The sequence below is a fragment of the Venatoribacter cucullus genome (assembly GCF_016132445.1).
GTDB lineage: Bacteria > Pseudomonadota > Gammaproteobacteria > Pseudomonadales > Oceanobacteraceae > Venatoribacter > Venatoribacter cucullus.
In genome coordinates this window covers 1,144,479-1,170,163 of sequence record NZ_CP046056.1, presented here as the reverse complement: position 1 = coordinate 1,170,163, position 25,685 = coordinate 1,144,479, and the positions used below count along the sequence as shown (strand labels likewise).

26 protein-coding genes are annotated in these 25,685 nt (G+C 57.7%); 13 read left to right on the top strand and 13 right to left on the bottom strand.

Annotation, left to right across the window (positions count from 1 at the left end; translation table 11 throughout):
* Position 1 precedes the first annotated feature (1 nt).
* Genes rsxB through GJQ55_RS05615 form a run of 5 tightly spaced genes read left to right on the top strand, consistent with a single transcriptional unit; the run spans position 2 to position 5,305 of the window.
* A complete protein-coding gene (rsxB, locus tag GJQ55_RS05635; RefSeq protein WP_228346533.1) occupies positions 2–610 on the top strand; it encodes an electron transport complex subunit RsxB in 609 nt (202 codons plus the stop codon).
* Positions 607–2,859: an electron transport complex subunit RsxC gene (gene rsxC, locus GJQ55_RS05630; protein ID WP_228346532.1), complete on the top strand. Its 2,253-nt coding sequence runs from the start codon at positions 607–609 to the stop codon at positions 2,857–2,859. Before rsxB ends, rsxC begins: the two co-directional genes overlap by 4 nt.
* Positions 2,860–2,861: 2 nt before the next feature.
* Positions 2,862–3,911: an electron transport complex subunit RsxD gene (gene rsxD / locus GJQ55_RS05625; protein ID WP_228346531.1), complete on the top strand. Its 1,050-nt coding sequence runs from the start codon at positions 2,862–2,864 to the stop codon at positions 3,909–3,911.
* Between the two features lie 9 nt (positions 3,912–3,920).
* Entirely contained in the window at positions 3,921–4,589 is a 669-nt protein-coding gene (rsxG, locus tag GJQ55_RS05620; protein WP_228346529.1) for an electron transport complex subunit RsxG, read from the top strand.
* Positions 4,590–4,591: 2 nt separating this feature from the next.
* The gene (locus GJQ55_RS05615; protein ID WP_228346527.1) at positions 4,592–5,305 is read left to right on the top strand and encodes an electron transport complex subunit E; all 714 of its coding nucleotides are present in this window, start codon (positions 4,592–4,594) and stop codon (positions 5,303–5,305) included.
* A 320-nt stretch (positions 5,306–5,625) separates the two neighbouring features.
* Here GJQ55_RS05615 and GJQ55_RS05610 read toward each other — a convergent pair whose 3' ends face one another.
* A complete protein-coding gene (locus GJQ55_RS05610) occupies positions 5,626–5,901 on the bottom strand; it encodes a hypothetical protein (RefSeq protein WP_228346526.1) in 276 nt (91 codons plus the stop codon).
* Between the two features lie 255 nt (positions 5,902–6,156).
* Complete coding sequence (locus GJQ55_RS05605) at positions 6,157–6,876, bottom strand: hypothetical protein (protein ID WP_228346525.1); 720 nt, start codon at positions 6,874–6,876, stop codon at positions 6,157–6,159.
* 203 nt (positions 6,877–7,079) lie between these two features.
* On the opposite strand from GJQ55_RS05605, the gene trhO reads away from it, so the two are divergent.
* Together trhO and GJQ55_RS05595 are read left to right on the top strand one after the other, a co-directional pair.
* The gene (gene trhO / locus GJQ55_RS05600; RefSeq protein ID WP_228346524.1) at positions 7,080–8,081 is read left to right on the top strand and encodes an oxygen-dependent tRNA uridine(34) hydroxylase TrhO; all 1,002 of its coding nucleotides are present in this window, start codon (positions 7,080–7,082) and stop codon (positions 8,079–8,081) included.
* A 10-nt stretch (positions 8,082–8,091) separates the two neighbouring features.
* On the top strand, positions 8,092–8,637 hold the full coding sequence (locus GJQ55_RS05595; protein WP_228346523.1) for a YaeQ family protein: 546 nt from the start codon (positions 8,092–8,094) through the stop codon (positions 8,635–8,637).
* Between the two features lie 22 nt (positions 8,638–8,659).
* Here the strand turns inward: GJQ55_RS05595 and GJQ55_RS05590 are convergent, their stop codons facing one another.
* Together GJQ55_RS05590 and GJQ55_RS05585 are read right to left on the bottom strand one after the other, a co-directional pair.
* Positions 8,660–9,136, bottom strand: coding sequence for a BamJ family beta-barrel-assembly machinery protein (locus tag GJQ55_RS05590; RefSeq protein ID WP_228346522.1), 477 nt, complete (start codon positions 9,134–9,136; stop codon positions 8,660–8,662).
* A gap of 9 nt (positions 9,137–9,145) precedes the next feature.
* Positions 9,146–9,889: a DUF599 domain-containing protein gene (locus tag GJQ55_RS05585; RefSeq protein WP_228346521.1), complete on the bottom strand. Its 744-nt coding sequence runs from the start codon at positions 9,887–9,889 to the stop codon at positions 9,146–9,148.
* A 157-nt stretch (positions 9,890–10,046) separates the two neighbouring features.
* On the opposite strand from GJQ55_RS05585, the gene GJQ55_RS05580 reads away from it, so the two are divergent.
* On the top strand, positions 10,047–11,318 hold the full coding sequence (locus GJQ55_RS05580) for a saccharopine dehydrogenase family protein (protein ID WP_228346520.1): 1,272 nt from the start codon (positions 10,047–10,049) through the stop codon (positions 11,316–11,318).
* A gap of 4 nt (positions 11,319–11,322) precedes the next feature.
* Complete coding sequence (locus GJQ55_RS05575) at positions 11,323–12,183, top strand: PA4780 family RIO1-like protein kinase (protein WP_228346517.1); 861 nt, start codon at positions 11,323–11,325, stop codon at positions 12,181–12,183.
* Between the two features lie 140 nt (positions 12,184–12,323).
* On the opposite strand, the gene GJQ55_RS05570 is transcribed toward GJQ55_RS05575, so the two are convergent.
* The 4 genes from GJQ55_RS05570 to GJQ55_RS05555 form a co-directional block, all read right to left on the bottom strand.
* Positions 12,324–12,533 carry a cold-shock protein gene (locus tag GJQ55_RS05570; RefSeq protein WP_228346516.1) on the bottom strand — a complete coding sequence of 70 codons (210 nt, stop codon included), beginning with the start codon at positions 12,531–12,533 and terminating at the stop codon, positions 12,324–12,326.
* Between the two features lie 238 nt (positions 12,534–12,771).
* Positions 12,772–13,896 (bottom strand): NAD(P)/FAD-dependent oxidoreductase, encoded by a 1,125-nt coding sequence (locus GJQ55_RS05565; protein ID WP_228346515.1) that lies wholly within the window; start codon positions 13,894–13,896, stop codon positions 12,772–12,774.
* An 88-nt stretch (positions 13,897–13,984) separates the two neighbouring features.
* Positions 13,985–14,791 (bottom strand): DODA-type extradiol aromatic ring-opening family dioxygenase, encoded by an 807-nt coding sequence (locus GJQ55_RS05560; RefSeq protein ID WP_228346514.1) that lies wholly within the window; start codon positions 14,789–14,791, stop codon positions 13,985–13,987.
* Between the two features lie 15 nt (positions 14,792–14,806).
* Complete coding sequence (locus GJQ55_RS05555; protein ID WP_228346513.1) at positions 14,807–15,667, bottom strand: DMT family transporter; 861 nt, start codon at positions 15,665–15,667, stop codon at positions 14,807–14,809.
* A gap of 164 nt (positions 15,668–15,831) precedes the next feature.
* On the opposite strand from GJQ55_RS05555, the gene GJQ55_RS05550 reads away from it, so the two are divergent.
* The gene (locus GJQ55_RS05550) at positions 15,832–16,110 is read left to right on the top strand and encodes a type II toxin-antitoxin system RelE/ParE family toxin (protein WP_228346512.1); all 279 of its coding nucleotides are present in this window, start codon (positions 15,832–15,834) and stop codon (positions 16,108–16,110) included.
* 12 nt (positions 16,111–16,122) lie between these two features.
* Positions 16,123–16,407 carry a HigA family addiction module antitoxin gene (locus GJQ55_RS05545; RefSeq protein ID WP_338147392.1) on the top strand — a complete coding sequence of 95 codons (285 nt, stop codon included), beginning with the start codon at positions 16,123–16,125 and terminating at the stop codon, positions 16,405–16,407.
* 203 nt (positions 16,408–16,610) lie between these two features.
* On the opposite strand, the gene guaA is transcribed toward GJQ55_RS05545, so the two are convergent.
* The 5 genes from guaA to GJQ55_RS05520 all read right to left on the bottom strand — a co-directional run bounded on the left by guaA (position 16,611) and on the right by GJQ55_RS05520 (position 23,212).
* The gene (gene guaA, locus GJQ55_RS05540) at positions 16,611–18,191 is read right to left on the bottom strand and encodes a glutamine-hydrolyzing GMP synthase (protein WP_228346511.1); all 1,581 of its coding nucleotides are present in this window, start codon (positions 18,189–18,191) and stop codon (positions 16,611–16,613) included.
* Between the two features lie 153 nt (positions 18,192–18,344).
* Complete coding sequence (guaB, locus tag GJQ55_RS05535; RefSeq protein WP_228346510.1) at positions 18,345–19,829, bottom strand: IMP dehydrogenase; 1,485 nt, start codon at positions 19,827–19,829, stop codon at positions 18,345–18,347.
* 69 nt (positions 19,830–19,898) lie between these two features.
* Positions 19,899–20,750: an alpha/beta hydrolase gene (locus GJQ55_RS05530; RefSeq protein WP_228346509.1), complete on the bottom strand. Its 852-nt coding sequence runs from the start codon at positions 20,748–20,750 to the stop codon at positions 19,899–19,901.
* Positions 20,751–22,631: an Lnb N-terminal periplasmic domain-containing protein gene (locus GJQ55_RS05525; protein WP_228346508.1), complete on the bottom strand. Its 1,881-nt coding sequence runs from the start codon at positions 22,629–22,631 to the stop codon at positions 20,751–20,753.
* A gap of 110 nt (positions 22,632–22,741) precedes the next feature.
* Positions 22,742–23,212 (bottom strand): DUF3015 family protein, encoded by a 471-nt coding sequence (locus GJQ55_RS05520; RefSeq protein ID WP_228346507.1) that lies wholly within the window; start codon positions 23,210–23,212, stop codon positions 22,742–22,744.
* A gap of 214 nt (positions 23,213–23,426) precedes the next feature.
* Here GJQ55_RS05520 and xseA point away from each other — a divergent pair, with 214 nt between their 5' ends.
* Positions 23,427–24,833 carry an exodeoxyribonuclease VII large subunit gene (gene xseA / locus GJQ55_RS05515; RefSeq protein WP_228346506.1) on the top strand — a complete coding sequence of 469 codons (1,407 nt, stop codon included), beginning with the start codon at positions 23,427–23,429 and terminating at the stop codon, positions 24,831–24,833.
* 3 nt (positions 24,834–24,836) lie between these two features.
* A complete protein-coding gene (locus GJQ55_RS05510) occupies positions 24,837–25,679 on the top strand; it encodes a M23 family metallopeptidase (protein ID WP_228346505.1) in 843 nt (280 codons plus the stop codon).
* Positions 25,680–25,685: the final 6 nt, after the last annotated feature.

Genomic DNA, 25,685 nt, shown 5'->3' with positions numbered 1-25,685 from the left:
CATGACACCTGCTCTCTGGACCATTGTGATTGCGGTCAGCGTGCTGGCCATTCTGGCCATTATCTTTGGCGCCGTGCTGGGCTTTGCCGCTGTGCGTTTCAAAGTGGAAGGCAACCCCATTGTTGACCAGATCAACAACCTGCTGCCGCAAACCCAGTGCGGTCAGTGTGGCTTTCCGGGCTGTAAGCCTTACGCCGAAGCCATTGCCAACGGCGAGAAAATCAACAAATGCCCACCCGGCGGCGAAAGCACCATTGAAGCACTGGCCGATCTGCTCGGCGTTGAGCCGGAACCACTGGACGCCGAACACGGCGCCGAAAAAGCCGTGCCCACCGTCGCCTTTATCCGCGAAGACGAGTGCATTGGCTGCACCAAGTGCATTCAGGCCTGCCCGGTCGACGCCATTCTGGGCGCGGCCAAACAAATGCACACCGTAATTGCTGAGGAATGCACTGGCTGCGACCTGTGCGTAGAACCCTGCCCGGTGGATTGCATCGACATGATTCCCGTCGGCGTGGACACCACCACCTGGTACTGGCAGGCGCCCACCAGCGGTGTGGAACTGATCGCCACCGACCGTCACCATCACCAGGCCGGAGACGCAGCATGACCAACCTGATCCGTCTGCACAGCTTTGATGGCGGTATTCATCCGGCCGAGAACAAAGCTCAGTCCACCCAAACGCCGATCCGGGTCGCCAGCCTGCCGGACGAACTGATTCTGCCGGTGCATCAGCACATTGGTGCCGCAGCCCGCCCGTTGGTGCAGGCCGGTGATACCGTATTGAAAGGTCAGCGGATTGCCGAAGCGGAAGGCTTTGTCTCGGTGCCGCTGCACGCGCCAACCTCCGGCACCGTGGTAGCCGTGGAAGATCGCGCGGTACCGCACGCCTCCGGTCTGGAAGAATTGTGCATCGTGATCCGTCCCGATGGCCGCGACCAGTGGCTGGAGCACCAGAGCCTGTATGCGCAGCTGGGCGTTGAGCATCTGGCCGACATCAGCCCGCGCCAGCTGGTTGAGCACATCCGCAACAGCGGTATCGCCGGCATGGGCGGCGCCGGTTTCCCCACCGCGGTGAAACTGAACGTCGGTCAGAACCCCATTCATACCCTGATTCTGAACGGCGCGGAATGTGAGCCGTACATCACCGCCGATGACATGCTGATGCGCGAACGCGCCGCCGAAATTATTCAGGGCGCGCTGATTCTGCAGCACATTGTCGGCAGCAAGCGCTGCTTAATCGGCGTGGAAGACAACAAACCCGAAGCCGTGGCCGCGCTGGAACAGGCGCTGGTACAGCTGGACCAGCAGCATCATATCGACGTGGTGAGCATTCCCACCAAATACCCGTCCGGCGGCGAAAAGCAGCTGATTAAAATTTTAACCGGCGAAGAAGTTCCGGCCGGTGGCATTCCCGCCAACCTCGGGCTGGTGTGCCAGAACGTCGGCACCGCCGCCGCTGTGTATCGCGCGGTGCAATTCGGCGAGCCGTTAATTTCCCGCATCACCACCGTCACCGGTGACGCGGTGCAGCAACCGGGCAACTTTGAGGCCTTAATCGGCACGCCGGTGGCGCACCTGCTGCAACTGGCTGGTTACCGCGCCCAAAAGCGCGAGCGGGTGATTATGGGCGGCCCGATGATGGGGTTTGCCCTGCCACAACTGCAGCTGCCGATTACCAAAACCAGCAACTGCCTGCTGGCGCCGACCGAGCAGGAACTGCCGCCTAACGACATCGCCATGGCCTGTATCCGCTGCGGCCTGTGCGTTGATGCCTGCCCGGCCGACCTGCTGCCGCAGCAGCTGTACTGGTTCAGCAAGGCGCAGGAATTTGAGAAGGCCGAACAGCACAATATTTTCGACTGCATTGAATGCGGTGCCTGTTCATACGTGTGCCCAAGCCATATTCCGCTGGTGCAGTATTACCGCTACGCCAAAGGTGCCATCCGCGAAGACCGTGCCGCCAAAGCCAAAGCCGAGCGCGCCCGTCTGCGTTTTGAAGAACGTCTGGCGCGGCAGGAACGCGAAGCCGCCGAAAAAGAAGCCAAACGTAAAGCCCGCGCGGAAGCCGCAGCCAAAGCGCAGGCAGAAAAACCCGCCGTCGCCGACACCGCTGCTGCATCAGCCGCCGCCGTCAGCAGCAGTGCGGATCTGGACAAGCTGCAGAAGCAACTGGACGCCACCCAGAGCGCCATTGCCAAAACCAAAGAAAAACTGGAAGCCGCCCGCGCCGATGAGACTCAGGCCGATAAAGTACCGGTACTGGAAGCAGCGCTGGCCAAAACTCAGGACAAACTGAAAGCGCTGGCCAAAGACATCGCCGCGGCGAAAAAAGCCGCCAAGGCCGCAGAGGCAGCGGCTCCTGCAGCGGATGCGGCCCTGACCGCCACCGATAAAGGCGACCCGAACAGTCCCGAGCGTTTGCAGCGCAAATGGGAAACCGCCAAAGCCCGGCTGGATACCGCCCTGCAACGACTGGCGGAAGCCCAGGCACAAGGACTGGATACCATCGCCGCGCTGCAGGCGGGCATCGACAAACAGCAGGAGCGCGTTAACGAAGCGCACGCCGCCTGGCAAGCCGCCCTGAATGGCGAGGCTCCAGCCGCTACTGCCGCGCCGGATGCGGCCGCTCAGGCTCAGGCCAGTGCGGACGCCATCGACGCTCTGCAGAAGAAAATTCTGGCGCAGCAGGATCGCGTCACCAAAATGCAGGAACGTCACGACATGGCCAAAGCCGAAGGGCTGGATACGGTCGAGGCACTGGCGCTGGGCGTGCAGAAGCAACAGGACAAACTGCATCAACTGCAACAGGAACTGGCCGCCTTACCGGGCCGTTCCACACCGGCGAATGAGGCCTGATCATGGCATTGCTGACACTGTCTTCCCCCCACACCCACGGCAGCAACAGCACCCCACGGCTGATGCTGACCGTTACGCTGGCTACCCTGCCCGGCCTGCTGGTACTCACCGGCCTGTTCGGCTGGGGCACACTCATTAACGTAGTGCTGGCAGCGCTCACCGCCATCGCCAGCGAGGCGCTGATTTTAAAACTGCGTAAGCGCCCGCTGGGCTTTTTCCTGCGCGACAACACCGCTCTGCTCACCGGCGTGTTACTGGGCCTGGCGCTGCCGCCCTTTACCCCCTTCTGGGTCACTATTGTGGCGGTGAGTTTTGCCATCGTCTTTGCCAAGCAGCTGTACGGCGGCATCGGCAATAATCCGTTTAACCCGGCCATGGTCGGCTATGCGCTGGTGCTGGTGTCGTTTCCGGTGCAAATGACCACCACCTGGGCCTTATCGGTACAAATGAGCGGCCAGCCGCTGCTGAGCTTCGCCGATACATTGCAGGTGATTTTTGCCGGCATACCGGTAGCCGATGGCTACAGCGGTGCCACGCCGCTGGATGCTTACAAACATCTGATCGGTACCGGTACCGCCGACAGCGTACGCGCTACCGCCACCTTTAATGGCTGGCTGAATGGTGGCTGGGAATGGGTGAATCTGGCGTTTCTGGCCGGCGGTCTGTTCCTGCTGTGGCGGCGCATCATCAGCTGGCACATTCCGGTCTCCATGCTGCTGGCGCTGAGCCTGTGTTCGCTGCTGTTCGGCTGGGACGAAGACATGTACACCCCGCTGTCGCTGCATCTGCTGAGCGGTGCCACCATGCTGGGCGCGTTTTTCATTGCCACCGACCCGGTGTCAGCCTCGACCACACCACGCGGCAAACTGATTTACGGCACCGGCATCGGCATTCTGCTGTATGTGATCCGCACCTGGGGCGCCTACCCGGATGCCGTGGCTTTCGCCGTGCTGCTGATGAACTTTGCCGCGCCCTTTATCGACGCTTACACCCAACCGCGCAGCTATGGTCATGCCAAAGCCAAACGCGGTTTACCGCCGAAGACGCGCTGAGGATTCCGTATGAACGACTTACTGCAATCCATCCGTCGCAATGCCATTGGTCTGGGCTTATTTGCCCTGGTGACCGCCGGCGCCATTGCCGTGGCCAAGGTGGCCACTTCAGAGCGTATTGAGCGCAACATTGAAATGGCCCAGGCCCGCGCGCTGAATGAAATTGTCGCCGTTGGCAGCTACAACAACGACCTGCTGAACGACACTCTGGCCATCGACCAGCGCTTTAATCAGCAATTATTAGGGCCGTTAAAAGCCAGCGATAAAATCCACCTGGCGCGCCGCGATGGCGAAGTGAGCACCGTGATTCTGCCGGTGGTAGCACCCGATGGTTATACCATGGAAATCCGCCTGTTGGTTGGCATTCATGCCGATGGCAGCATCGCCGGCGTGCGCATTACCGAACACCGGGAAACCCCGGGACTGGGCGATAAAATCGACCTGAAAAAATCCCCCTGGGTGCTGGAATTTAATGGCAAAAGCCTGAGCAATCCGGCCGAAGAACGCTGGGCGGTGAAAAAAGACGGCGGTGATTTCGACCAGTTTACCGGCGCCACCATCACCCCACGCGCGGTGGTGAAAGCGGTTAAACACGCGCAGCTGTTTTTCCGCCAGCACCAGAATATTCTGCTTAACCGGCAGGTGGCCAAACAACCGGCCACGGCCACCGGAGAATAATCATGTCGAGCAAATCCTTAACCGACATCACCGTCGATGGACTGTGGAAAAACAACCCCGCGCTGGTGCAGCTGCTCGGCCTGTGTCCGTTGCTGGCGGTCACCGGCTCGGTGGTGAATGCGCTGGGCCTGGGGCTGGCCACCATGCTGGTCCTGGTAGGGTCTAACTTCTCGGTGTCGTTAATCCGCAACCACGTCCCCGATGCCGTGCGTCTGCCGGCGTTTGTGATGATTATTGCGTCGTTCGTCACCGTCGCCGAACTGGTGATGCAGGCCTTCACCTACGAACTGTACGAAGTGCTGGGGATTTTTATTCCGCTGATCGTTACCAACTGCATCATCCTTGGTCGTGCTGATGCCTTCGCCTGCAAAAACCCGATTCTGCCGTCGGTGGTCGATGGTTTTATGATGGCACTCGGCTTTGGTCTGGTACTGGTGTTACTGGGTGCTATGCGCGAAATTCTCGGTCAGGGCGTGATTTTTTCCGACATGCAACTCCTGTTCGGCCCGGCCGCCGCCAGCTGGAAAATCGAACTGGTGAAAGACTACCCCGACTTCTTATTCGCTATTCTGCCGCCGGGGGCCTTTATGGCAATGGGGCTGATTATTGCGCTGAAAAATATCATCGATGATCAGCTGAAGCAGCGGGCGCTGGCGCGCCAGCAGCCGGTGACTGCGGGCAGTAAGCGTGTGCGGGTGACCGGAAAAATCAGCTGATTTTTCCCGGCTTTTCAAGCCTTAAATGCTGCACGCCAGCCCTGCCGGGCTGGTTGGCTGTTGTGGGAACGGGCCATGCCCGTGACACCAGCGCTGCGCGCTGGCCTTGCAGGCTGTCAGCCCTATAGGGCTGATTGGCTGCCATTGCATGGCAGCTTATGCGGGGCTCCGCCCCCGCGCCCCGGATGCAAGGGGAAAATCCCCTTGCGAACCCCTTGGCCCGCGTTCCAGCTGATCCTGGCTAAAAAAATCCGCTTACGCCCACGGATCGTAAGGCACGTCCTGTGCCACGATCCTTACCCGGAGTCATCCGGGCATGGCTACCGGCTTTTTTTACCTGCGGGCTGGCCCGAATGGGCCGGGAAAACCGCAGCAACCTGAATCGCTTTTGGCGGCCTGAGGCCGGAAGAATTTTTTATTTTTTTATTTTTGCTTTTTGCTTTTTGCTTTTTGCTTTCAATTTTGCGCGCGCAGGGCGCCCAATAAGACCACGCCGGCGTAGCCGCCAGGGTTGTTCCGGCCCATTCGTTCCAGCCCGAAGTTTGGCAAAGCCAATAGCATCGTTTGGATGACTCCAAACGAGTGGCCAGGGGCATGGATGCCCCTTGGCCGCGTATGCTCAATTGGGTTTGGTAAACGAGGATAAAGCTGGAACGCGGGCCAGAGGGGTTCGCAAGGGGATACCTCCCCTTGCACTGGGGCGCAGGGGCGGAGCCCCGCATCAGGCCGCCAACGGCGGCCTGTCCAGCGGCCGCAGGCCGCATAAGCCGTCACGCAGTGACGGCTAAACCAGCCCAACGGGCTGGCGTACAGCCTGCAAGGCTGGAAACAGCCAGCGCGCAGCGCTGGTGTCACGGGCATGGCCCGTTCCCACAACAGCCAAGCGCCTGCAGGCCGTTAGAAACCGGCTGCAACAGCAGCCACTCCGGCAGGCTGGCAATAACCTCCGCCTCCGCCACTTCCAATAACAACCCCCGATGCAACCGCAAACCATCCCGCCAGCGCAGCCCACCCGGCAACCCCGGCCCGGGTTTAAATTCATACGCCATGCAGTCCTGCTCATGCACCGGCTGCCACCACAGCCGTAACTGCTCTGCATCCAGCTGTAGCCGCAGGGTACCGGCAGCGGTCATCACCTCCCAATCGCCACGCAACTGCGCACGCTGCTGATAATCCGGTGCGGGCTGCGCTGCTGGCCATAATTCGTCAGCGGACAGTTCGGCCAGCCAGTCGACTACCTGTGCATCGTTATCCAGCAACCCATCCACAATGGCCCCGGCAGGCAGCTGCAGCCGGTAGTCCAGTGGCTGCACGGCAAACCAGCGCGACACGCCCAGCCGGTAGTTACCCGCTGGTAACGGCCCATCAATATGCAAACGGGTGCTGCCGGGCTGGTATTCCAGCCACAGCGGCAGGTCTTCGGCATAGGGTTGGGTGGCGCGTAAAATCCGGCCGTCAGGCAGCTGCAGCCACACATCCACCAGACTGGCGCCGGAATAGGTCAGGCTGACGGTGTTCGACCATCCATGCAATATCCAGCACCCCAACACCACGGCCAGCCAACAGCGCATAACGCCTCCCGGTAAAAACACTGAAGCGCTACGCTAAAAGCCTCACCCGGTTTGTCCAACCTGCAGACCGGGCAATTCAGACAGCTGCCCTATTCCGACTGCGACGGTCGGATTAATTCGCTATAATCCGCGCCCGCCGCGACCGGCGGCCTGATTTAACGCCATAACGCACCGGATTTACGTTCCGGCCAGCTGAGGACTGTATGAGCAATACCCAACCGACTCCGGTCGTGGTGTGCGCGCTGTATAAATTCGCCACCCTCGACAACTTTGAACAACTGCGCCAGCCGCTGCTGGACGAAATGCTGAAACTCGATGTTAAAGGCACATTGCTGCTGGCTGTGGAAGGCATTAACGGCACCGTTGCCGGCAGCCGTGAAGGCATTGATGCGCTGCTGAACTGGCTGCGTCAGGATGAGCGTCTGGCCGATATCAGCTGGAAAGAATCCTACGACGATGAGATGCCGTTTTACCGCACCAAGGTGAAGCTGAAAAAAGAAATCGTCACCATGGGCGTAGAAGGCATCGACCCCAAACGGGTGGTGGGTACTTACGTCAAACCGCAGGACTGGAACGCGCTGATTTCCGACCCCGAGGTGGTGCTGGTGGATACCCGCAACGATTACGAAGTGGACATCGGTACCTTTAAGGGCGCGCTCGATCCGCGCACCAAAACCTTCCGCGAATTTCCGCAGTATGTAAAAGAAAACCTCGACCCGGCCAAACATAAAAAAGTAGCGATGTTCTGCACCGGTGGTATCCGCTGTGAAAAATCCACCGCTTATTTAAAAGAACAGGGCTTTGACGAGGTTTACCACCTGGAAGGCGGCATTCTGAAGTATCTGGAAGAGGTTCCGCAGCAGGAATCCCTGTGGGAAGGCGAATGCTTTGTGTTCGATAACCGCGTGACGGTGAATCACCAGCTGCAGAAAGGCGATTATGACCAGTGTCACGCCTGCCGCCGGCCCATTACCGAAGCCGACAAAGCGCACGAACATTATGTGCCGGGCGTCAGCTGCCACCATTGCTTTGATGAATACGACGAAGAACAGCGCGAGCGTTTCCGTCAGCGCGAACGCCAGATGCAACTGGCGCGAGAACGCGGCGAGCAGCATTTGGGCAACGACCTGAGCAGCATTATTGAGCAACGCCGGCAGGAAAAACTGGCGTTTAAAAATAAGCAGCGCCAGCAAAAAGACGCATAAGGAATCGGCAATGGCACTGAAAGCCACGGTTTACAAAGCAGAGCTGACGGTTTCCGATATGGACCGTCACCATTACCACACTTACCCGCTCACCATCGCCCAGCATCCGTCGGAAACCACCGAACGGATGATGGTGCGGCTGGCGGCTTTTGCCTTCAATGCCAGCGAGCAACTGGAATTTACCCGGGGCATCAGCACCGACGATGAGCCGGATTTATGGACGCATTCGTTAAGTGATGAAATTGAGCTGTGGATTGAACTGGGGCAGCCGGATGAAAAACGCATCCGCAAAGCCTGCAACCGCTCGAAACAGGTGATTATTTACCTGTACCACGGCCGCTCGGCGCAAATCTGGTGGGAGCAAATGGAAAGCACCTGCCGGCGTTTCCGCAACCTGAGCGTGCTGGAATTTGATGCCACCGCCATCAGTCAGCTGAATGCTTTGTGCGACCGCACCATGCGCCTGCAGGCCAGCATTCAGGATGGCAGCCTGTGGCTGGGTAACAGCGACAGCAGTGTGGAACTGAACCTGCAGGTGCGGCAGCGCCCCGAATAAACGGGGCCACGGCGATTACCGATCAGTCGATCTGCAATAATTCCACGTCAAAAATCAGCAGCGAGCCGGGCGGAATACTGCCGGCACGCTGATTGCCGTAAGCCAGCTCCGGCGGAATAAACAGCCGGGTTTTCTGCCCTTCCACCATGGTTTGCAGGCCTTCGGTCCAGCCCGGAATCACCTGGTTCAGAGCAAAGCGGATAGGCTCTTTACGCTCAACCGAGCTGTCGAATACCTCGCCACTCATTAACGTGCCGTGGTAATGCACCAGCACCGTATCGGTAGCCTTCGGATGCACCTCCCCCTGGCCCGGTTGCAGCACTTCGTACTGCAAGCCCGATGCGGTGGTAACTACGCCCTCGCGCTGGCCGTTAGTGGCCAGAAATTCAGCCGCTTTGCTGCGCTGCCTGGCGGCGATTTTATTGCTGCCGACACCAGCCCGGTACAGTGCATAAATAACCAGCGCAGCGACTAATAGCCAGAAAATAAGATTGGTCATGGTGCTTCCTTAAAAACGGGATAATTCTTTATCGGTTACGAATAATTTAGTGCCAACATTTTCCACTTTTTTCATAGCATCCAGTACCGTAGAGTGAAATTCGCGCCGGTACAGTACCAGCACCACCAGCGCCGATGTAACAATAAACAACAACGGGTGCAAAAACCAACTGAGCACCGCCAGCGAAAAGTAATAGGCGCGCAAGCCAAAGTTATAACTGTGGCTGGCCTGATCAATCACTTTGGCTGCATAAATCGCAAAGCTGCGCCGTTCTGCTGCCGTCACCGTGGTATCGCCAGGAATGGGCGCAGCACCCACCAGCACCGAGGCAAAGCCGAACTGGCGCATCGACCAGGTAAAGGTGAAAAACGCATAAATAAAAATAACGATCAGGGTCATCACCTTCAGTTCCAGCTCCAGCACACTGGAGCTGATCGCAAAGGAAATGCTGCTGAGCACCCCCTCAAGCTGAGCCACCGCCGTTAATGCCGTGACCAAAGCCGCCAGAATCAGCACACAGGAGGAGGCAAAAAAATTCACATTACGTTCAATATTGGCCAGCAATGCCGCATCGCCTACCCGCATTTCCCGCTGTAATAACCGGCGCATCCAGTTAATACGGTGTACGTGCATCACCGACGCCAGACAAGCACTCTTTTTCGCCATGCGCCGGGCAAATAATGAATAACTGACCCAGCAGAATAAAAACCAGCCCAGACTGAACCAATTCAGCCACCCGATCTGTGTGTCCAACCCATCACCTCGCAGCCACAGAAAATAAACCCGAAAAAGACTTACAATACACGCCGGCTGCCCCATTCGCTACGTCCGCAAGCGATCAGACCCTTACATTCAGGGGCAATAACGGGTAACGTCAGCGCATCATAAGCATAAGTAAACAGGTCGATTCATGAACCACCCCAGCTCCCCTTCCGGCTACCACCTGATTGTGTTCGGCGCCACCAGTTTTGTTGGTCAGATTCTGGTCCGTTATCTGGCCACCACCTATGGTGTTGATGGTGATTTACGCTGGGCCATTGCCGGTCGTTCACAGGCCAAACTGCAGCAGGTAAAAGACGCGCTGCAACCCGTGCTGGGTGATAAAACTGCTGCACTGCCCGTGCTGCTGGCCGATGCCGGCAACGAAGAACAACTGCAGGCGCTGTGCGCGCAAACCCGCGCCGTAGTCTCCACCGTTGGCCCTTACGCGCTGTACGGCGAAACCCTGGTTAAAGTGTGTGCGGAAAGCGGTACCGATTACTGCGATTTAACCGGCGAGCCACAGTGGATACGGCTGATGCTGAACCGCTACGAAGCCGCGGCAAAAACCTCAGGCGCGCGTATTGTGCATTGCTGCGGCTTTGATTCCGTGCCCTCTGACCTTGGCGTGCTGTTTCTGCAACAGCAATGCAGCCAGCGTTTCGGCGCTCCGGCCAGCCAGGTACAGATGCGCTTTAAAGCCGGTAAAGGCGGCTTGTCGGGCGGCACCTACGCCAGCATGCTGCAACTGACCAAAGAAGTGATGGCCAACCCCGCGCTGCGCAAAGAACTGGCCAATCCCTACTCTCTGTGCCCGCCCCAGCATGGCTTTAGCCGGCGCCAGAATCCAATGAGCGGCATTGGTAAAGACACCGATCTGCTCAGCTACACCGCGCCCTTTATCATGGCTGCCATTAACACCCGCATTGTGCACCGCTCCAACGCCTTACTGGGCAGCAGCTGGGGCAAAGATTTTTCCTACAATGAAGCGGTACTAACCGGGCGTGGTTTTAAAGGCTGGCTGGGGGCAGCCGTAATGACCGGCGGTATCAGCCTGTTTCTGCTGGCCGCGGCACTGCCGCCCACCCGCTGGCTGCTGGAAAAATTCCTGCTGCCGAAACCCGGCGAAGGCCCCAGCCCGCAGGCGCAGGAACAGGGCTTTTTTGATCTGCGCTTTGTTGGCCGCACCAGCAAACGTGAAACCCTGATTACCCGGGTAAAGGGTGATAAAGACCCGGGCTATGGCTCAACCGCCAAAATGCTGGGCGAAGCCATTGTTTCGCTGGCCTGTGATCTGCACGATCCGCAAGGCAACAAAACCGGCCGCGAAGGTGGTTTCTGGACTCCGGCCTCAGCGCTGGGCGAAGGCTACCTGACCCGCCTGCAAGCCAATGCCGGCCTGACTTTTGAGGTACTGAGCTGAACGCATGAAAATTCCGAAACGTCTGCAGCCGTTGGTGGACGATGGTCTGATCGATGAAGTGCTGCACCCGCTGATGAGCGGCAAAGAAGCCGCGGTATTTGTGGTGCGCTGCGGTAATGAGATCCGCGCCGCCAAAATTTATAAAGAAGCCGATAAACGCAGTTTTAAACAGGCCGTGCAATATCAGGAGGGGCGTAAAGTCCGCAACAGCCGGCGCCAGCGGGCGATGGAAAAAGGCTCAAAATTCGGCCGCAAACAACAGGAAGACGCCTGGCATAACGCCGAGGTGGAAGCCCTGTACCGGCTGGCCGCCGCTGGTGTGCGGGTGCCACAGCCTTACGGCTGCTTTGATGGCGTACTGCTGATGGAATTAATAACCGATGACCAGGGCCGTGCTGCGCCGCGCCTGAACGATGTCAGCATGACCGCTGAACAAGCCCGGGAAGACCACGCCGAGGTGATGGAATACGTCAAACTGATGCTGGTTGAAGGGTTGGTACACGGCGATTTATCCGAATTTAACGTGCTGGTAGACGATTACGGCCCGGTCATTATCGACCTGCCGCAGGCGGTGGATGCCGCTGCCAATATGCACGCCAAAAGCATGCTGCAACGTGACGTGCGTAATATGACCGAATACTACGGTCTGTTCGCACCGGATTTATTGCAGACCGACTATGCCGGTGAAATGTGGGCACTCTATGAAGCCGGCGAATTAACCGCCGACAGCGTCTTAACCGGTGAGCATGAGGCCGACGAACACGAAGCCGACGTCGGCAGTGTGATGGAGGAAATACGCGCCGTACTGGCTGAAGAAGAAGCGCGCCGGCAACGGCTGCTGGAACAGGAAGAGGCGGACGATTAATCCGCCCCGGTACTGTCATGGTATTACTTTCGGGCTTTCTGAATGGCTGCCCCGGCGGAACGACAGGCATAAAAAAAGCGAACCCGTCGGTTCGCTTTTTCTTCGTTCTGAAGCTGCACCAAGGTGCAGCGGCAGAAAGATTAAGCCGGAACGATGTTCTCAGCTTGCGGGCCTTTCTGGCCTTGAGTAACAGTAAAGGTTACACGCTGACCTTCAGTCAGAGTTTTGAAACCAGTACCGGTGATGGCTTTGAAATGTGCAAACACATCCGGGCCGCCTTCACGCTCAATAAAACCAAAACCTTTTGCTTCGTTGAACCATTTTACGGTGCCGGTGATTTGATTAGACATAATCAGTATTCCTGTATTTTTTCAAAAGTAGTGGCCATACGGCCGGTATGCTGGAAGACGGTCTGAATACTTATGGAAAACAAAACAGGATGAAACGCTTACGGCTTAAGCCACTGGCAGGACATCTGGAGATGAACATAAATAAAAGGTCGAACTAACAAGCTGGGGGCAGTCTATACCCATTCCCCAGCCTGTCAACGTTTATTTTTTAAACAGCGTTTTTATTTCTACCCCATGTTCAGCGGTACTGGCGTAAATACCAGTATTCAAAAAAGCGCTTGGCAAAATGCAGCAGCCGTAACGGTGGCAGCATCAGGCTTTTTTCTTCCGTGCGTTTTATCAGCATGCCGTGCGACAGCGTATCCACAATGCACAGCAATTCGTGTTTAAAGGTTTCCCGGGCCGGCTGGCCCTGCAATTCAGCCACCAGATTACGCGCTGCCGCCACCGCCTGCAGATCAGCCATGTGTGCCTGTTTAGCCTGCCAGTCGGGGCCGGGATAGCTGCCGCTGTCACCCGCCACATACACCGCCGGCAAACCTTCCACCTGACAATGGGCATCGGCTTGAATCAGACCACCCGGCGATTTTGGCAAGGCAGACTCAGCCGCCCAGGCCGGGCCGGTCATACCCGGCATAAATAAAATCAGGTCAGCGCTGATCTCACCACCTTCGGTAAGCACCTTATCCGCGGCAAAACCCAGCATTTTATGACCCAGATGCGTGCGGATATCTTTCTCTGCCATCATCTTCAGTACCGCTTCCGGCACCGTATCCCCCAGGCGCTGCGCCGGGCGCAAAGCCGGATTAAAAAACACCAGTTCAAAGCGCTGCCGGCGGCCTTGCCGGCGCAGCAAGGTATCGATGCCAAACAAAAACTCGAACATCGGGCCACCGCGCATCGCCGCCGGCTCATTGGGATTACCGGCAAAACCAATGGCAATGGTGCCGCCCGGCATGGCCGCCAGCCGGTCACGGATGGCCTCGCCGGCCTTAATGCCTTCACAGGGGGTAATCACATGCTCAATGCCCGGCAGCTTTTTCAGAAAGCGGCCACCACTGGCGATAATCAGACCATCGTTGGCAATATCCCCGGCGTCGGTATGTACCGTGCGGCCATCGGCGCTGATGCTCTGTACGGTGGCGGCATGGTGCTGTACGCGCTGACGGCGGAAGAAATTCGGTAATGGAATGCGCAGATCACTGCCCTTACGCAATCCGGACGGTAACCAGATAAGACTGGGCAGATAAATCAACTCCGCTTGCGGCGATACCACCGTAATCTCGGCCTGCGGGGCTTGTTTACGCACCTCTTTAACGGCGGTCAGGGCGGCAAAGCCCGAGCCAAGAATGGTGATGTTCATACGCTGCTCCATTGTTCCGTTTCGTTGTTCAGCACTATAGCCAATATAACCAAACAAGAATATAGAAGCCGTCGTGGCGGTGAAAAGATCAGCCGAAACGGAACGCGGAAATGGTGGTTTCCATCACCCGCTGCGAATAAATCTTTTCGCCCACCTCATCATGCCCGGCACCGGCCGCCACCATTAAGGGAATAAGATGTTCTTCGTGCTGCGGCGGGTGGCACTGGTAAGCATGGGGAGCCTGCGCCCACTGTTGCAGCATGAGCTCACGTTCAGCAGCAGGGCTGGCCACGGCGGCGGTTAACCAGTGGTCAAATTCATCGGACAAGGGTGAGAAACGCCGGTCGCCATAAGCGCGCATATTATGAAAACTCATGCCGCTGCCAATAATCAGCACCCCTTCATCGCGCAGCGGCGCCAGTGCCTTACCGGCCTGAATATGCGCCTGCGGGTCAAGATCCTGCCGTAACGACAGCTGAACAACCGGAATATTGGCGTGCGGAAACATCAGCTTCAGCGGAATAAACATACCGTGGTCAAAGCCACGGCTGGCATCCACGGTTGCTGATTCGCCCTGAGCGCTCAGCAAGGCGGCAACCCGCCCGGCCAGCGGCGGCTGACCAGGGGCCGGGTAGGTAATGTCGTAAGTGTGAGCCGGAAAACCGTAATAATCGTAAATCAGTTCGGGCTGCGCGTGGCCGGTAACACTGAACCGGGGCGTCAGCCAGTGCGCCGACACCATCACAATGGCTTGCGGTGGTTCGGGCAGCGTGGCAGCAAGGTTGCTGAGGAAGGCAGCCATGCCCGTCCAGGTATCGGCCGGTGTCCAGTCCATAAAAAAACACGGCCCGCCGCCGTGGGGAATGTACAGCACCGGTTGTCGCTGGGTATTCATAGCCGTAACCTCAGATTATTCACGTAGAGCAGAAAGCCTACGCTCTTTGCCCAGAATCACCAGTGCGATGCCACCTAAAATGGCAACCGACGCCAGCAATAACCTGGGTGTAATGGGTTCGCCCAACAGCAACACACCGCCCACGGCGGCGATCACCGGCACGCTCAGCTGCAGGGTGGCGGCATTGGTGGCTTTTAACGCCGGCAATACGCGGTACCAGATGGCATACCCCATGCCAGAAGCCAGCGCCCCCGAGGCCACGGCATACCAGAAACCCGCACTATCAAACACGGCCTGATCGGGCAACAGCAAGCTCATTACCAACGCCAGCGGTACGCTGCGCAGGAAATTGCCGCTGGTGACCCGGGTCGGATCCCCCGCTCCTTTGCCGCGCAACGAATAAATACCCCAGGCTACCCCAGCCCCCAGCATCAGCAGCGAGCCGGCCAGCGGCGGTGCCGATAAGCCCGGTAACAACAATCCCACCAATCCGGCCAGTGCCAGCACCAACCCCAGCCACTGCGCACTCTGCAACCGCTCACCCGCGTACAGACCAAAACCAATCATGGTGGCCTGCACAGCACCGAACAACAGCAATGCCCCGGTGGCGGCCGGCAAACTGATGTAGGCAAAGGAAAAGCCCACCGCATAAGCAAACAACGCCAGCGCCGACGGCCAGTTGCCCTTGCCCGCCGGCAGATTGCGGCGCACGGCAACAATCAGACACAACACCATGGCTCCGGATACTAAGCGAATGCTGGTGAAGCTGGCGGCATCTATGGCGGTATCCTGCAGCGCCAACCGGCACAGCAGCGAATTACCGGCAAAGGCCAGCATGGCCAGGGTTGTTAAAACAATAATACGGGCAGCAGACATGGACGTGTTCCTTGGCGTAGCGCAGACAGATTAATACAGCAGGCAATGGCCGAACCAATAAAAAAACCACCCGAAGGTGGTTTTAAGCTGGGCCCCCATCGGTTGATGATGCTCGCAGGCTCGGGATATTTGTAAAGCGTATCGCTACGGGATACACTCCAGCCATGATCACAGGATTCCAACATAAAGGGCTTGAAGCCTTCTACAAGACTGGGACGACCCGAGGCATTCAGGCGGCACATGCGGCCAAACTAAGTCGTATCCTGGCGTTACTGGACGTTGCCGCCAGCCCGGACGACCTCAACATTCCTTCGTTCAGACTGCATCAGTTGAAAGGTGAGCTGAACGGGCACTGGTCAATTCGGGTAAACGGCAACTGGCGTGTGACCTTTCGATTCATTGGAGTGGATGTCGAATTGGTCAATTACGTCGATTACCACTAAGGAGAATAAACCATGATGATGAACCCTCCGCACCCTGGCGAATTGCTGCGCGAAGACGTTATTGCTGAACTGGGCCTGTCCGTTAAGGAAACGGCTGAGCGACTGGGTATGTCCCGTGTCGCTCTGTCCCGTGTATTGAATGGCCGGGCGGCGATCAGCCCTGATCTTGCTCTTCGTCTTGAAATGGCAGGAGTGAGCACGGCCCGAGCATGGCTCGCCATGCAGGTGAACTATGATCTGGCCCAAGCCAGGCAGCACCCACAACCACCGGTCAAGGCGCTACAACCAGCTGGTTGATACCTTAATCCGGCATGATTTTGCTGGGCGAACGTTTAATCGAGATAAAGAGGCAGGCATTACCACGCGGAGCGTGGGAGCGAGCCATCGAGATAAAGAGGCAGGCGCTACCACGCAGAGCGTGGGAGCGAGGCGGAAGCGTGGGAGCGAGCCGGAACGTCTGTCCTGACGTTTTGTCACCGAGTGAGAATAAACCTAGCGGTTTATTCCCACTCTATCGTTGCTGGCGGCTTACTGGAGACGTCGTACGTAACGCGGGAAACGTGTTCAATCTCGTTAATGATACGGTTCGACACTTTTTCCAGCAGTTCGTACGGCAGGTGCGCCCAGCGCGCCGTCATAAAGTCGATGGTTTCCACGGCACGCAGCGCGATTACCCATTCGTAACGACGGGCATCACCCACCACACCGACGGATTTCTGCGGAATAAAGACCGCAAAGGCCTGCGAGGTTTTGTGGTACCAGCCAGCGTTGTGCAGTTCTTCAATAAAGATGGCATCGGCTTCACGCAGAATATCGGCGTATTCTTTTTTCACTTCGCCCAGAATGCGCACGCCCAGGCCCGGGCCCGGGAACGGATGGCGGTACACCATGTCGTAGGGCAGACCGAGTTCCAGACCGATTTTCCGCACTTCGTCTTTGAACAGTTCGCGCAGCGGTTCGACCAGCGCCATTTTCATATCGTCCGGCAAACCGCCGACGTTATGGTGCGATTTAATCACATGGGCTTTGCCGGTTTTGGCAGCGGCCGACTCGATCACATCCGGGTAAATGGTGCCTTGCGCCAGGAAGTTTACGTCGGTCAGTTTGGTGGCTTCGGCATCGAAGACTTCGATGAATTTACCGCCAATAATTTTACGCTTGGCTTCCGGCTCGGCTACACCGGCCAGCGCGCCCAGGAACAGTTCTTCGGCATCGGCGCGAATCACTTTGACGCCCATGTTTTTGGCAAACATGTCCATCACCATGTCGCCTTCATTTTTGCGCAACAGGCCGTTGTCCACGAACACACAGGTCAGCTGATCACCAATGGCTTTGTGCAGCAGGGCCGCCACTACCGAGGAATCCACCCCACCCGACAAGCCCAGCAATACTTTCTGCTTACCGACCTGAGCGCGGACTTTTTCAATCTGGTCTTCAATAATTTTGGCCGGCGTCCACAGCGCTTCGCAGCCGCAGATTTCCAGCACAAAATGCTCCAGCAGGCGCTGGCCCTGCAGGGTATGGGTTACTTCCGGGTGGAACTGCACACCAAAGAAATTTTTCTCTGCATGGTACATACCGGCAATCGGACAGCTGGGCGTCGAGGCCATCAGCTCGAAGCCTTCCGGCATGCGCACCACTTTGTCGCCGTGGCTCATCCACACATCCAGCAGTGCTTTGCCGGTGGTCGCGTCCACATGGTCTTTAATGTCGTGCAGTAAACGGCTGTTGCCTTCCACCTGAATCTGGGCGTAGCCAAATTCACGAATGGTAGAGCTTTCTACCTTGCCGCCCATCTGTTCGGCCATGGTCTGCATGCCATAACAAATACCCAGTACCGGCAGGCCCAGTTCAAACACACATTGCGGGGCGCGCGGTGAACCGGCTTCGGTTACCGATTCCGGGCCACCGGCCAGAATAATACCGGTCGGGTTGTAGTCACGGATTTCCGCTTCGTCCATATCCCAGGCACGAATTTCAGAAAATACGCCAATTTCGCGCACGCGGCGGGCAATCAGCTGGGTATATTGCGAACCGAAATCCAGAATCAGGATACGTTGAGCGTGAATGTCTTGAGACATAAGCGGAAAATTCCTGCACTTAATAGTAATAAGGGCGACTCCTGGCCACCCCGATAAAAACTGCCTGTTGTAATGGTTCGGCGTTCAGCATTCCGGGTGTAAGGTAAGCCCTACCAGCACACTCAGAACGCTTAACACGGAAACCGGAAACGCTTAACCCAGACGGTAATTCGGCGCTTCTTTGGTGATCTGCACGTCATGCACGTGAGACTCTTTCATACCGGCGGCGGTAATACGCACAAACTGCGGTTTGGTGCGCATGTCTGCGATGGTGCCGCAACCGGTGTAACCCATGGAGGCACGCACGCCACCCATCAGCTGGTGCACAATGTTGGTCAGCGGGCCTTTAACGGCGATACGGCCTTCAATGCCTTCCGGCACCAGCTTATCAACGCCGGCTTTTTTGTCCTGGAAGTAGCGGTCAGAAGAACCCTGGCTCTGGCCCATGGCGCCCAGTGAACCCATACCACGGTAAGACTTATAAGCACGGCCCTGGAACAGTTCCACTTCGCCCGGCGCTTCATCAGTACCGGCCAGCATCGAGCCGACCATCACCACACTGGCACCGGCAGCAATGGCTTTGGCGATGTCGCCGGAGAAACGGATGCCGCCGTCAGCCACCACCGGAATACCGTATTTTTCCATCGCGGCGGCAACGTTGGCGACCGCAGAAATCTGCGGCACACCGACACCGGCAACGATACGGGTGGTACAGATAGAGCCCGGGCCAATACCCACTTTCACACCGTCAGCACCGGCTTCGGCCAGCGCGATGGCGGCTTCAGCGGTGGCAATGTTGCCGCCAATCACCTGCACCTGCGGGAAGTTTTGTTTCACCCAGCGCACACGGTCAATCACACCGGTACCGGATGGGTTGGAGGTATGGCCGTGAGCGGTGTCCACCACAATCACGTCAACACCGGCTTTTACCAGTGCTTCAACACGCTCTTCGGTACCGGCACCGGTGCCGACGGCAGCACCGACGCGCAGGCGACCCTGATCGTCTTTGGCGGCATTCGGGAAAGCGCGGGCTTTGTCGATGTCTTTAACGGTCATCAGGCCAACCAGTTTGCCCTGCGCGTTCAGCACCAGAATTTTTTCAATGCGGTTGATGTGCAGCAGCTCCTGCACTTTTTCAGCGCTGGTGCCTTCAGGTACGGTGACCAGTTTCTGTTTCGGGGTCATCACGCTGGCGACGGTGGCGCCGAGGTTTTTCTCAAAACGCACGTCACGGCTGGTCACAATGCCCACCAGTTCGTCGCCATCGACGACCGGCATACCGGAAATATTGTAGGTGCGGGTCAGTTCCAGCACTTCACGGATGGTGGTGGTGCTGGACACAGTAATAGGATCTTTCACCATGCCACTTTCAAACTTTTTGACCTTGCGGACTTCAGTGGCCTGTTCTTCGATGGTGAGGTTTTTATGCACAATACCCAAACCGCCTTCCTGCGCCAGCGCAATGGCCAGACGGGCTTCGGTAACGGTATCCATGGCGGCAGAAATCAGCGGAATATTCAGCTCGATTCCCTTGGTCAGGCGGGTTTTCAGGCTGACCTGATTGGGCAGTACTTCGGAATAACCGGGAATCAACAGCACATCATCGAAGGTGAGTGCATCCTGAGCGATTCGCAACATAAAGTGCCTTCCAGAACGTGGGGTGGGAAAGGCGTCGCATTATAACGAAAGGCTAAGGCAACGGAAAGCTCAACAACCACCACTGTGCATAAACGCCAGCGTCGCCGCGCGCAGTTCCGGATACGCGAACGAGGCGATATGCGGCCCCTGGCTGTCCAGCCAGCACAGCGGCGCACGGCGTTGCTGTTGCTGCCAGTGTTCAAACAGCCGCCGTCCCTGCTGATAACGAACCACCGCATCGTCGGGGCTGTGCAGCATCAGTACCGGCACATCCGCCGGCAGGGTTTTATCCTGCGGATCCCAGTCAGCGGGCACCAGCACGGTGAACGGCCACACCAGCCAACCCAGCCAGCTGCTGCTCATGGCATCGCGGGCCACCGTCCCGAAGCCGGTAAACGAGGCATCCAGAATAAGCCCCTGCACCTGATACTGCGGGCCGGCCGCGGCCACAAAATTAATTGCCAGCGCGGTACCCATGCTCTGTCCCAACACGATGAGTTTTTTGTGCGGAAAGCGGCTGCGCAGCCAGGCGGCGGCGGCTTCCACATCCTGCAGAACGGCCGGTAACAGCGCCTGCCCTTCGGAGGCGCCAAAGCCACGGTAATCCAGTGCCAGCACACTCACCCCGGAGGCCGGCAACCAATATATGCTGCGGCTGTGGCTGCTGATGTTTTCCGCGTTGCCGTGCAGGTACAGCACCATCATACCGGTATCGGGTTCATCCCATTGCGCCGGCAGCCACCAACTGTGCAGCTGCGTACCGTCAGCAGCGGTCAGCCACACATCCTCATAGTGCAAGTCCGCGTCGGCCGGGGTGGCAATCCAGACCGTCTGCGGATAAAAAAACAGCCCGGTGGTGGCCGTGCAGGCGCTCAGCAAGGCCGTCAGCAACAGCACCAACAAAGCCTGCTGCCAAGGCATTTAAAAATACCACTGCACAGCAGCCGACACTTCGTTCACCGCGGTTTCTGCACTGTCCTGCTCAAACCACTGGCGGCTGGCTTCGGCGCGCAGCTGAACATTATTGCCCAGACGCCAGCCCAGCTGAGCGCTCAGCTGCGTGCGGTCGGTATCGTCACCCAGGCTCAGCGGCTGCCAGTTGGCTTCCAGCTGCGCCTGCAGACGGCGGCCCTGCCACAGCCAGCCCAGCCGCGGGCCAATGCTCCACTGGTAGCCCTTATCAAACTGGTTATCAGCGCGCAGCTGGGTTTCGGCCAGCCCATAAAAACGGCCGGCACTGTTCAGCCAGGCGCGACCCAAAGCCACATGTATAAAGCCGTGCAGTTCAGCCTCCCGACCATTAAAACGATCCAGACCACCGCTGACACCCCAGGCGACCGGCCGCTGAAAAAACGTCCGGTGACTCAGCGATAACACATCCACCACGGTGAAATGCTGTACCTGCACATCGCCGTCATCCCACACCCGCACATCCAGCTTACCCATCTGAATCTGCGAACCAGGTACAAAACCCTGCGGCAGATCCAGTACGTCGTGGTAGGCCGCCCGGAAGCGGAGGTCGACAAATTCAGCCTGATCATCACCGGATAAAGCCCCGGCCCGGATACCGGCCCGGCGGCTTAAATGGCCTTCATCATCGCGGTAAGCCGGCACCGGTATCTCACTGAAACCAGCCGTTACCGGCCGTTTGGCGCGGGCCGACAACAAGGCAATGGTACGGGCGCGCAATACCGGATTCGCCTGTTTCTTTTTAATCGCCAGGTAGCGCGCATAGGCGTGTGCCAGCTCCAGCGCCTGTACCTGCTGCTGTTGCGGCAGCGGTTGCAGCAAGGTTTCAATAGCAAGGCCGGATTCCACCAGTTCGCGGGCCGTGTTCAGCACCGCTACCGGGGCTTCGCTGCTTTTATGTTCCATATCGCTGGCCGCTGACGCACGGTATTCGCTGTAAGCCACCAGGTTATTTTTCTGCAGCGCACGGATGGTTTCCACCGGCACCGCCGTCAGCACAAAATCATCGGTCATATCCGCGCGTTCAGAGCTGGCGTCAAGTAACGCCAGCAAACGGTACGAGCAGTTTTCATCAAAGAAAAAATAATCAAAAAAGGTGTCATCCGTTTCCCAGATATGGCGGACAAACTGATCGACTTCCGCCTTGCTGAAATTCAGCCGGTACTCCCACACATCGCGGTATTCCATGTGCTGGTATTCGTTGGTTTTCACGTAATACGGCATTACGGATACCACCCCCGGGTAGCCACCGGTAAGGCCTTTCCAGGTAAACACCAGTTCATTATCGGTGGTATCGGCATTGGCGGCGAAGTTCACGCTGTAGGCCAGCAACTTGCTGCGGCTTTCATCTTCGCGGTCCAGCCGCACCAGCGTGTGACCGTACATGGAAGATGGCGAATTAATATGCGACGCAGGAAAAATAAGGGTTAAATAATGCGCGTCCAGCTCATCACGCCAGGCGGTAAATTCCGGACAAGGCTGATCCACAAAAGCCACCTCCGGCAACTGTTGTTTCAGCCAGAAATAGCGGGCCGGAAAGCGGCACTGAGCCGATTCGTTATCCGCCAGTCCGGTGTGCAAAAAAGCCTGTAAATCGGTGGTTAATTCGCTGAGCAGATTGCGCTTGCCATCGGCCGCCAGAAAAAATTCCGGGCTGTCATTCTGGCTCATGGTACGGTCGGTAAAAGGGTGCAAACGATAATGCAGCAAATGCTGCCATTGCTGGCTGTCGGCCAGTTGCTGCAAACGCTGGGTATCTGGCATGGCGGCCGACACCACCGAAGAAACTGCGGGTAACAATACAGATAAGAACAGAACCACGGCACCGCGCATGCGGAAGACTCCCTGTTTACAAGCTGGCGATCATCATGTGCGCATAAAACGACAAAATAAAGACAATAAAAAAGCGCGCCGCAGCGCGCTTTTTTACTACCGGGTAAAAATTAACCCAGGTATTTCTGCAGAGCAACGTCAGACGCCATAGCGGCTTTCATGGCTTCATAAGCAGAGCCAGAAGTGGCTTCGGTGCTGAACAGGTTATCAAAGTTAGACTGCAGAGTGCGATTGAACGCAGCAGTATCCTGAGCTTCTACGCCGATCACTTCAGCCAGAGCAGCCAGAGTTTCGCCTTCGCCACGAGCTACGTCAGCAGCCAGCTGGTCCATGTTGTCTTCCATGAAGGCCTGAGCCAGTTTCAGCGGGCCATTGGCACCTTCACAACCCAGAGTGCCGGAAGTCATACCGAAAGTCTGGTTGCCAGAAGTAGCGTTAGTGGTGGCTGCCAGTACGTGCTCGTACCATTCGTTGGCATCCGGGAACACAACAGCAGTACCCAGACCACAACCAGCCGGACCGTTAGCGAAAGCCATGGTGGAAGCGGAAGCTAAAACTACACCTGCAATAATTTTTTTCATGGGCTGTATCCTTTAAAAGCCTTTTTTAAACTGCCAGCACCTGCTGACATGGAGCCACCCTAATATCTTTTTTTATGGCTGTCTACGTCCCCATACTGCCAGTAAGACTATTGATCAAACTCTTTGTGACACAATGCAGATTCTGCCCGGCAACTGGCATCCACAGCGGCTTCGTGGCACCCTTTACCCCAGTTTTCGCCGGATTATTAATGTTGTGAGCACCCTTCCTGCCGTTTTTACCGTCAGTCAGCTGAATCAGCGCGCCCGTCAGTTGCTGGAGATTTCATTTGCCAGCGTGCGGGTGGAAGGTGAAATTTCCAATCTGTCCCGTCCTTCCTCCGGGCACTGGTATTTCACCCTCAAAGACAGCGCCGCCCAGATCCGCTGTGCCATGTTCCGGTCGCGCACGGCGCTGCTCAGATTTCAGCCAAAAGAAGGCGATAAAATAGAGCTGCGTGGCAAAGTCAGCCTCTATGAAAACCGTGGCGACTATCAGTTAATTGTCGACAGCATGCAGCCGGCTGGTGAAGGGGCGCTGTTACTGGCGTTTCAGCAATTAAAAGAGCGGCTGGCGCTGGAAGGTCTGTTTGATCCGGCCTGTAAAAAACCCCTGCCGCCAGTGCGCCGCATCGGTGTGATCACCTCGCCGACTGGCGCCGCCATTCACGACATTCTGACCGTTCTGGCCCGCCGCGACCCGTCACTGGAAGTGGATATTTACCCCACCGCCGTGCAAGGCAAAGAAGCGACGGCCCAGATTGTGGCGGCCATTGAACGGGCCAACCGTGACCAGCGTGTCGATGCCTTAATTGTCGGCCGTGGCGGCGGTTCGCTGGAAGACCTGTGGTGCTTTAACGAAGAAGCGGTGGCCCGGGCCATTTTTCAGTCACAACTGCCGATGATCAGCGCCGTCGGCCATGAAGTGGACGTTACCATCGCCGATTTTGTCGCCGATGCCCGCGCCCCCACCCCGTCGGCCGCCGCCGAACTGGTCAGCACCGACCGCAACGAACGCCTGCAACAACTGCAGCAGCTGCAGCAGCGGCTGAACCACAGCCTGCAACGCCTGCTGCCCCGCTGGCAGCAACAACTGCACTACTGGCAACAACGGCTGCGGGCACCGGGGCAGCTGCTGCAGCAACGCACCCAGCAGCTGGATCAGCTGGAACTGCGCCTGCAGCGCGCCCTGCACCAACGGCTGCAACAACAGCAAAGCCGGGTAAAGGCCGTACAGCAAGCGCTGAAACAACAACACCCGCAACGGCAGCTGCAACAACAACAGCTGCGCCTGCAGCAACTGCAACAGCAATTGTTACGAGCCCAGCGCCAACAGCTGCGCCATGCCCAGCAACAGCTGCAGCCGTTACCGGCACGATTGCAGCACAGCATGGAGCAGCAGCAACAACAGTGGCAGCAACAGTTGGCAGCGCAAGCCAAACTGCTGCACAGCTTAAGCCCGCTGAACGTACTGGCGCGCGGCTATTCTATTACGCAGTTCAGTGATGGCCGGGTGGTCAATAATGCCGCCGACGTGCAACCCGGCGACCGTATCCGCACCCGCCTGCAACATGGCTGGCTGGACGCCGAGGTTACCCGCAGCCAGGCCAGCCCGGAGGAATAAATAATGACCCTAACCATTCTGCGTATTGCCCTGACAACACTGCTGTGCCAGACCTTTCTGGTACAGGCCTCGGCACTGCCCCAGCAACAGCTAATTCCCGGTGGCTTGGCCGTGCTGGAATTACCGGCTAATTTCAGCGGCGAAGCACGCTTCAATAACCAGCCGCTGATGATCATCCGCCCCGGTCCGCAACAACCGGCGCTGGCGCTGGCCGGCATTCCGCTCAGCCAGAAACCCGGCCCGGCCACGGTGCAGCTGGGCGACCAGCCCCATACGCTCAACATTCAGCCGCACGCCTATCCGGAACAGCGGTTAACCGTACAAAAGAAGCACGTTAACCCCGACCCGCAGCAGCTGGCCCGTATCCGCGAGGAAATGCAGCGCATGCTGCAGGTGTATAAAAGTTTCAGCCCGGCGCCGGATTTTCAGGCCATGATCTGGCCCCTACATGGGCGTGAAAGCAGCGCCTTTGGCTTGCGCCGGTTTTTTAATGGCGAAGAACGCAACCCACACAGCGGTCTGGACATTGCCGCCCCTACCGGCACCCCCATTGTGGCGCCGGCGGCCGGCACCGTGGTATTAACCGACGAGTTCTTTTTTAATGGCAACAGCGTTTTTATTGATCATGGCCAGGGCTTAATCAGCATGCTTTGCCACCTGCACAGCATTGACGTAAAAGAAGGAAGCGAACTTCAGGCCGGCGATGTTATTGGCACCGTCGGTGCCACCGGCCGCGCCACCGGCCCGCACCTGCACTGGACCGTCAGCCTCAATAACGCCCGCATTGACCCGCGTTTATTACTGGCCACCGACCAGCCCCACAGCCCGGCCGTTGCCCAACCTTAACGGGAG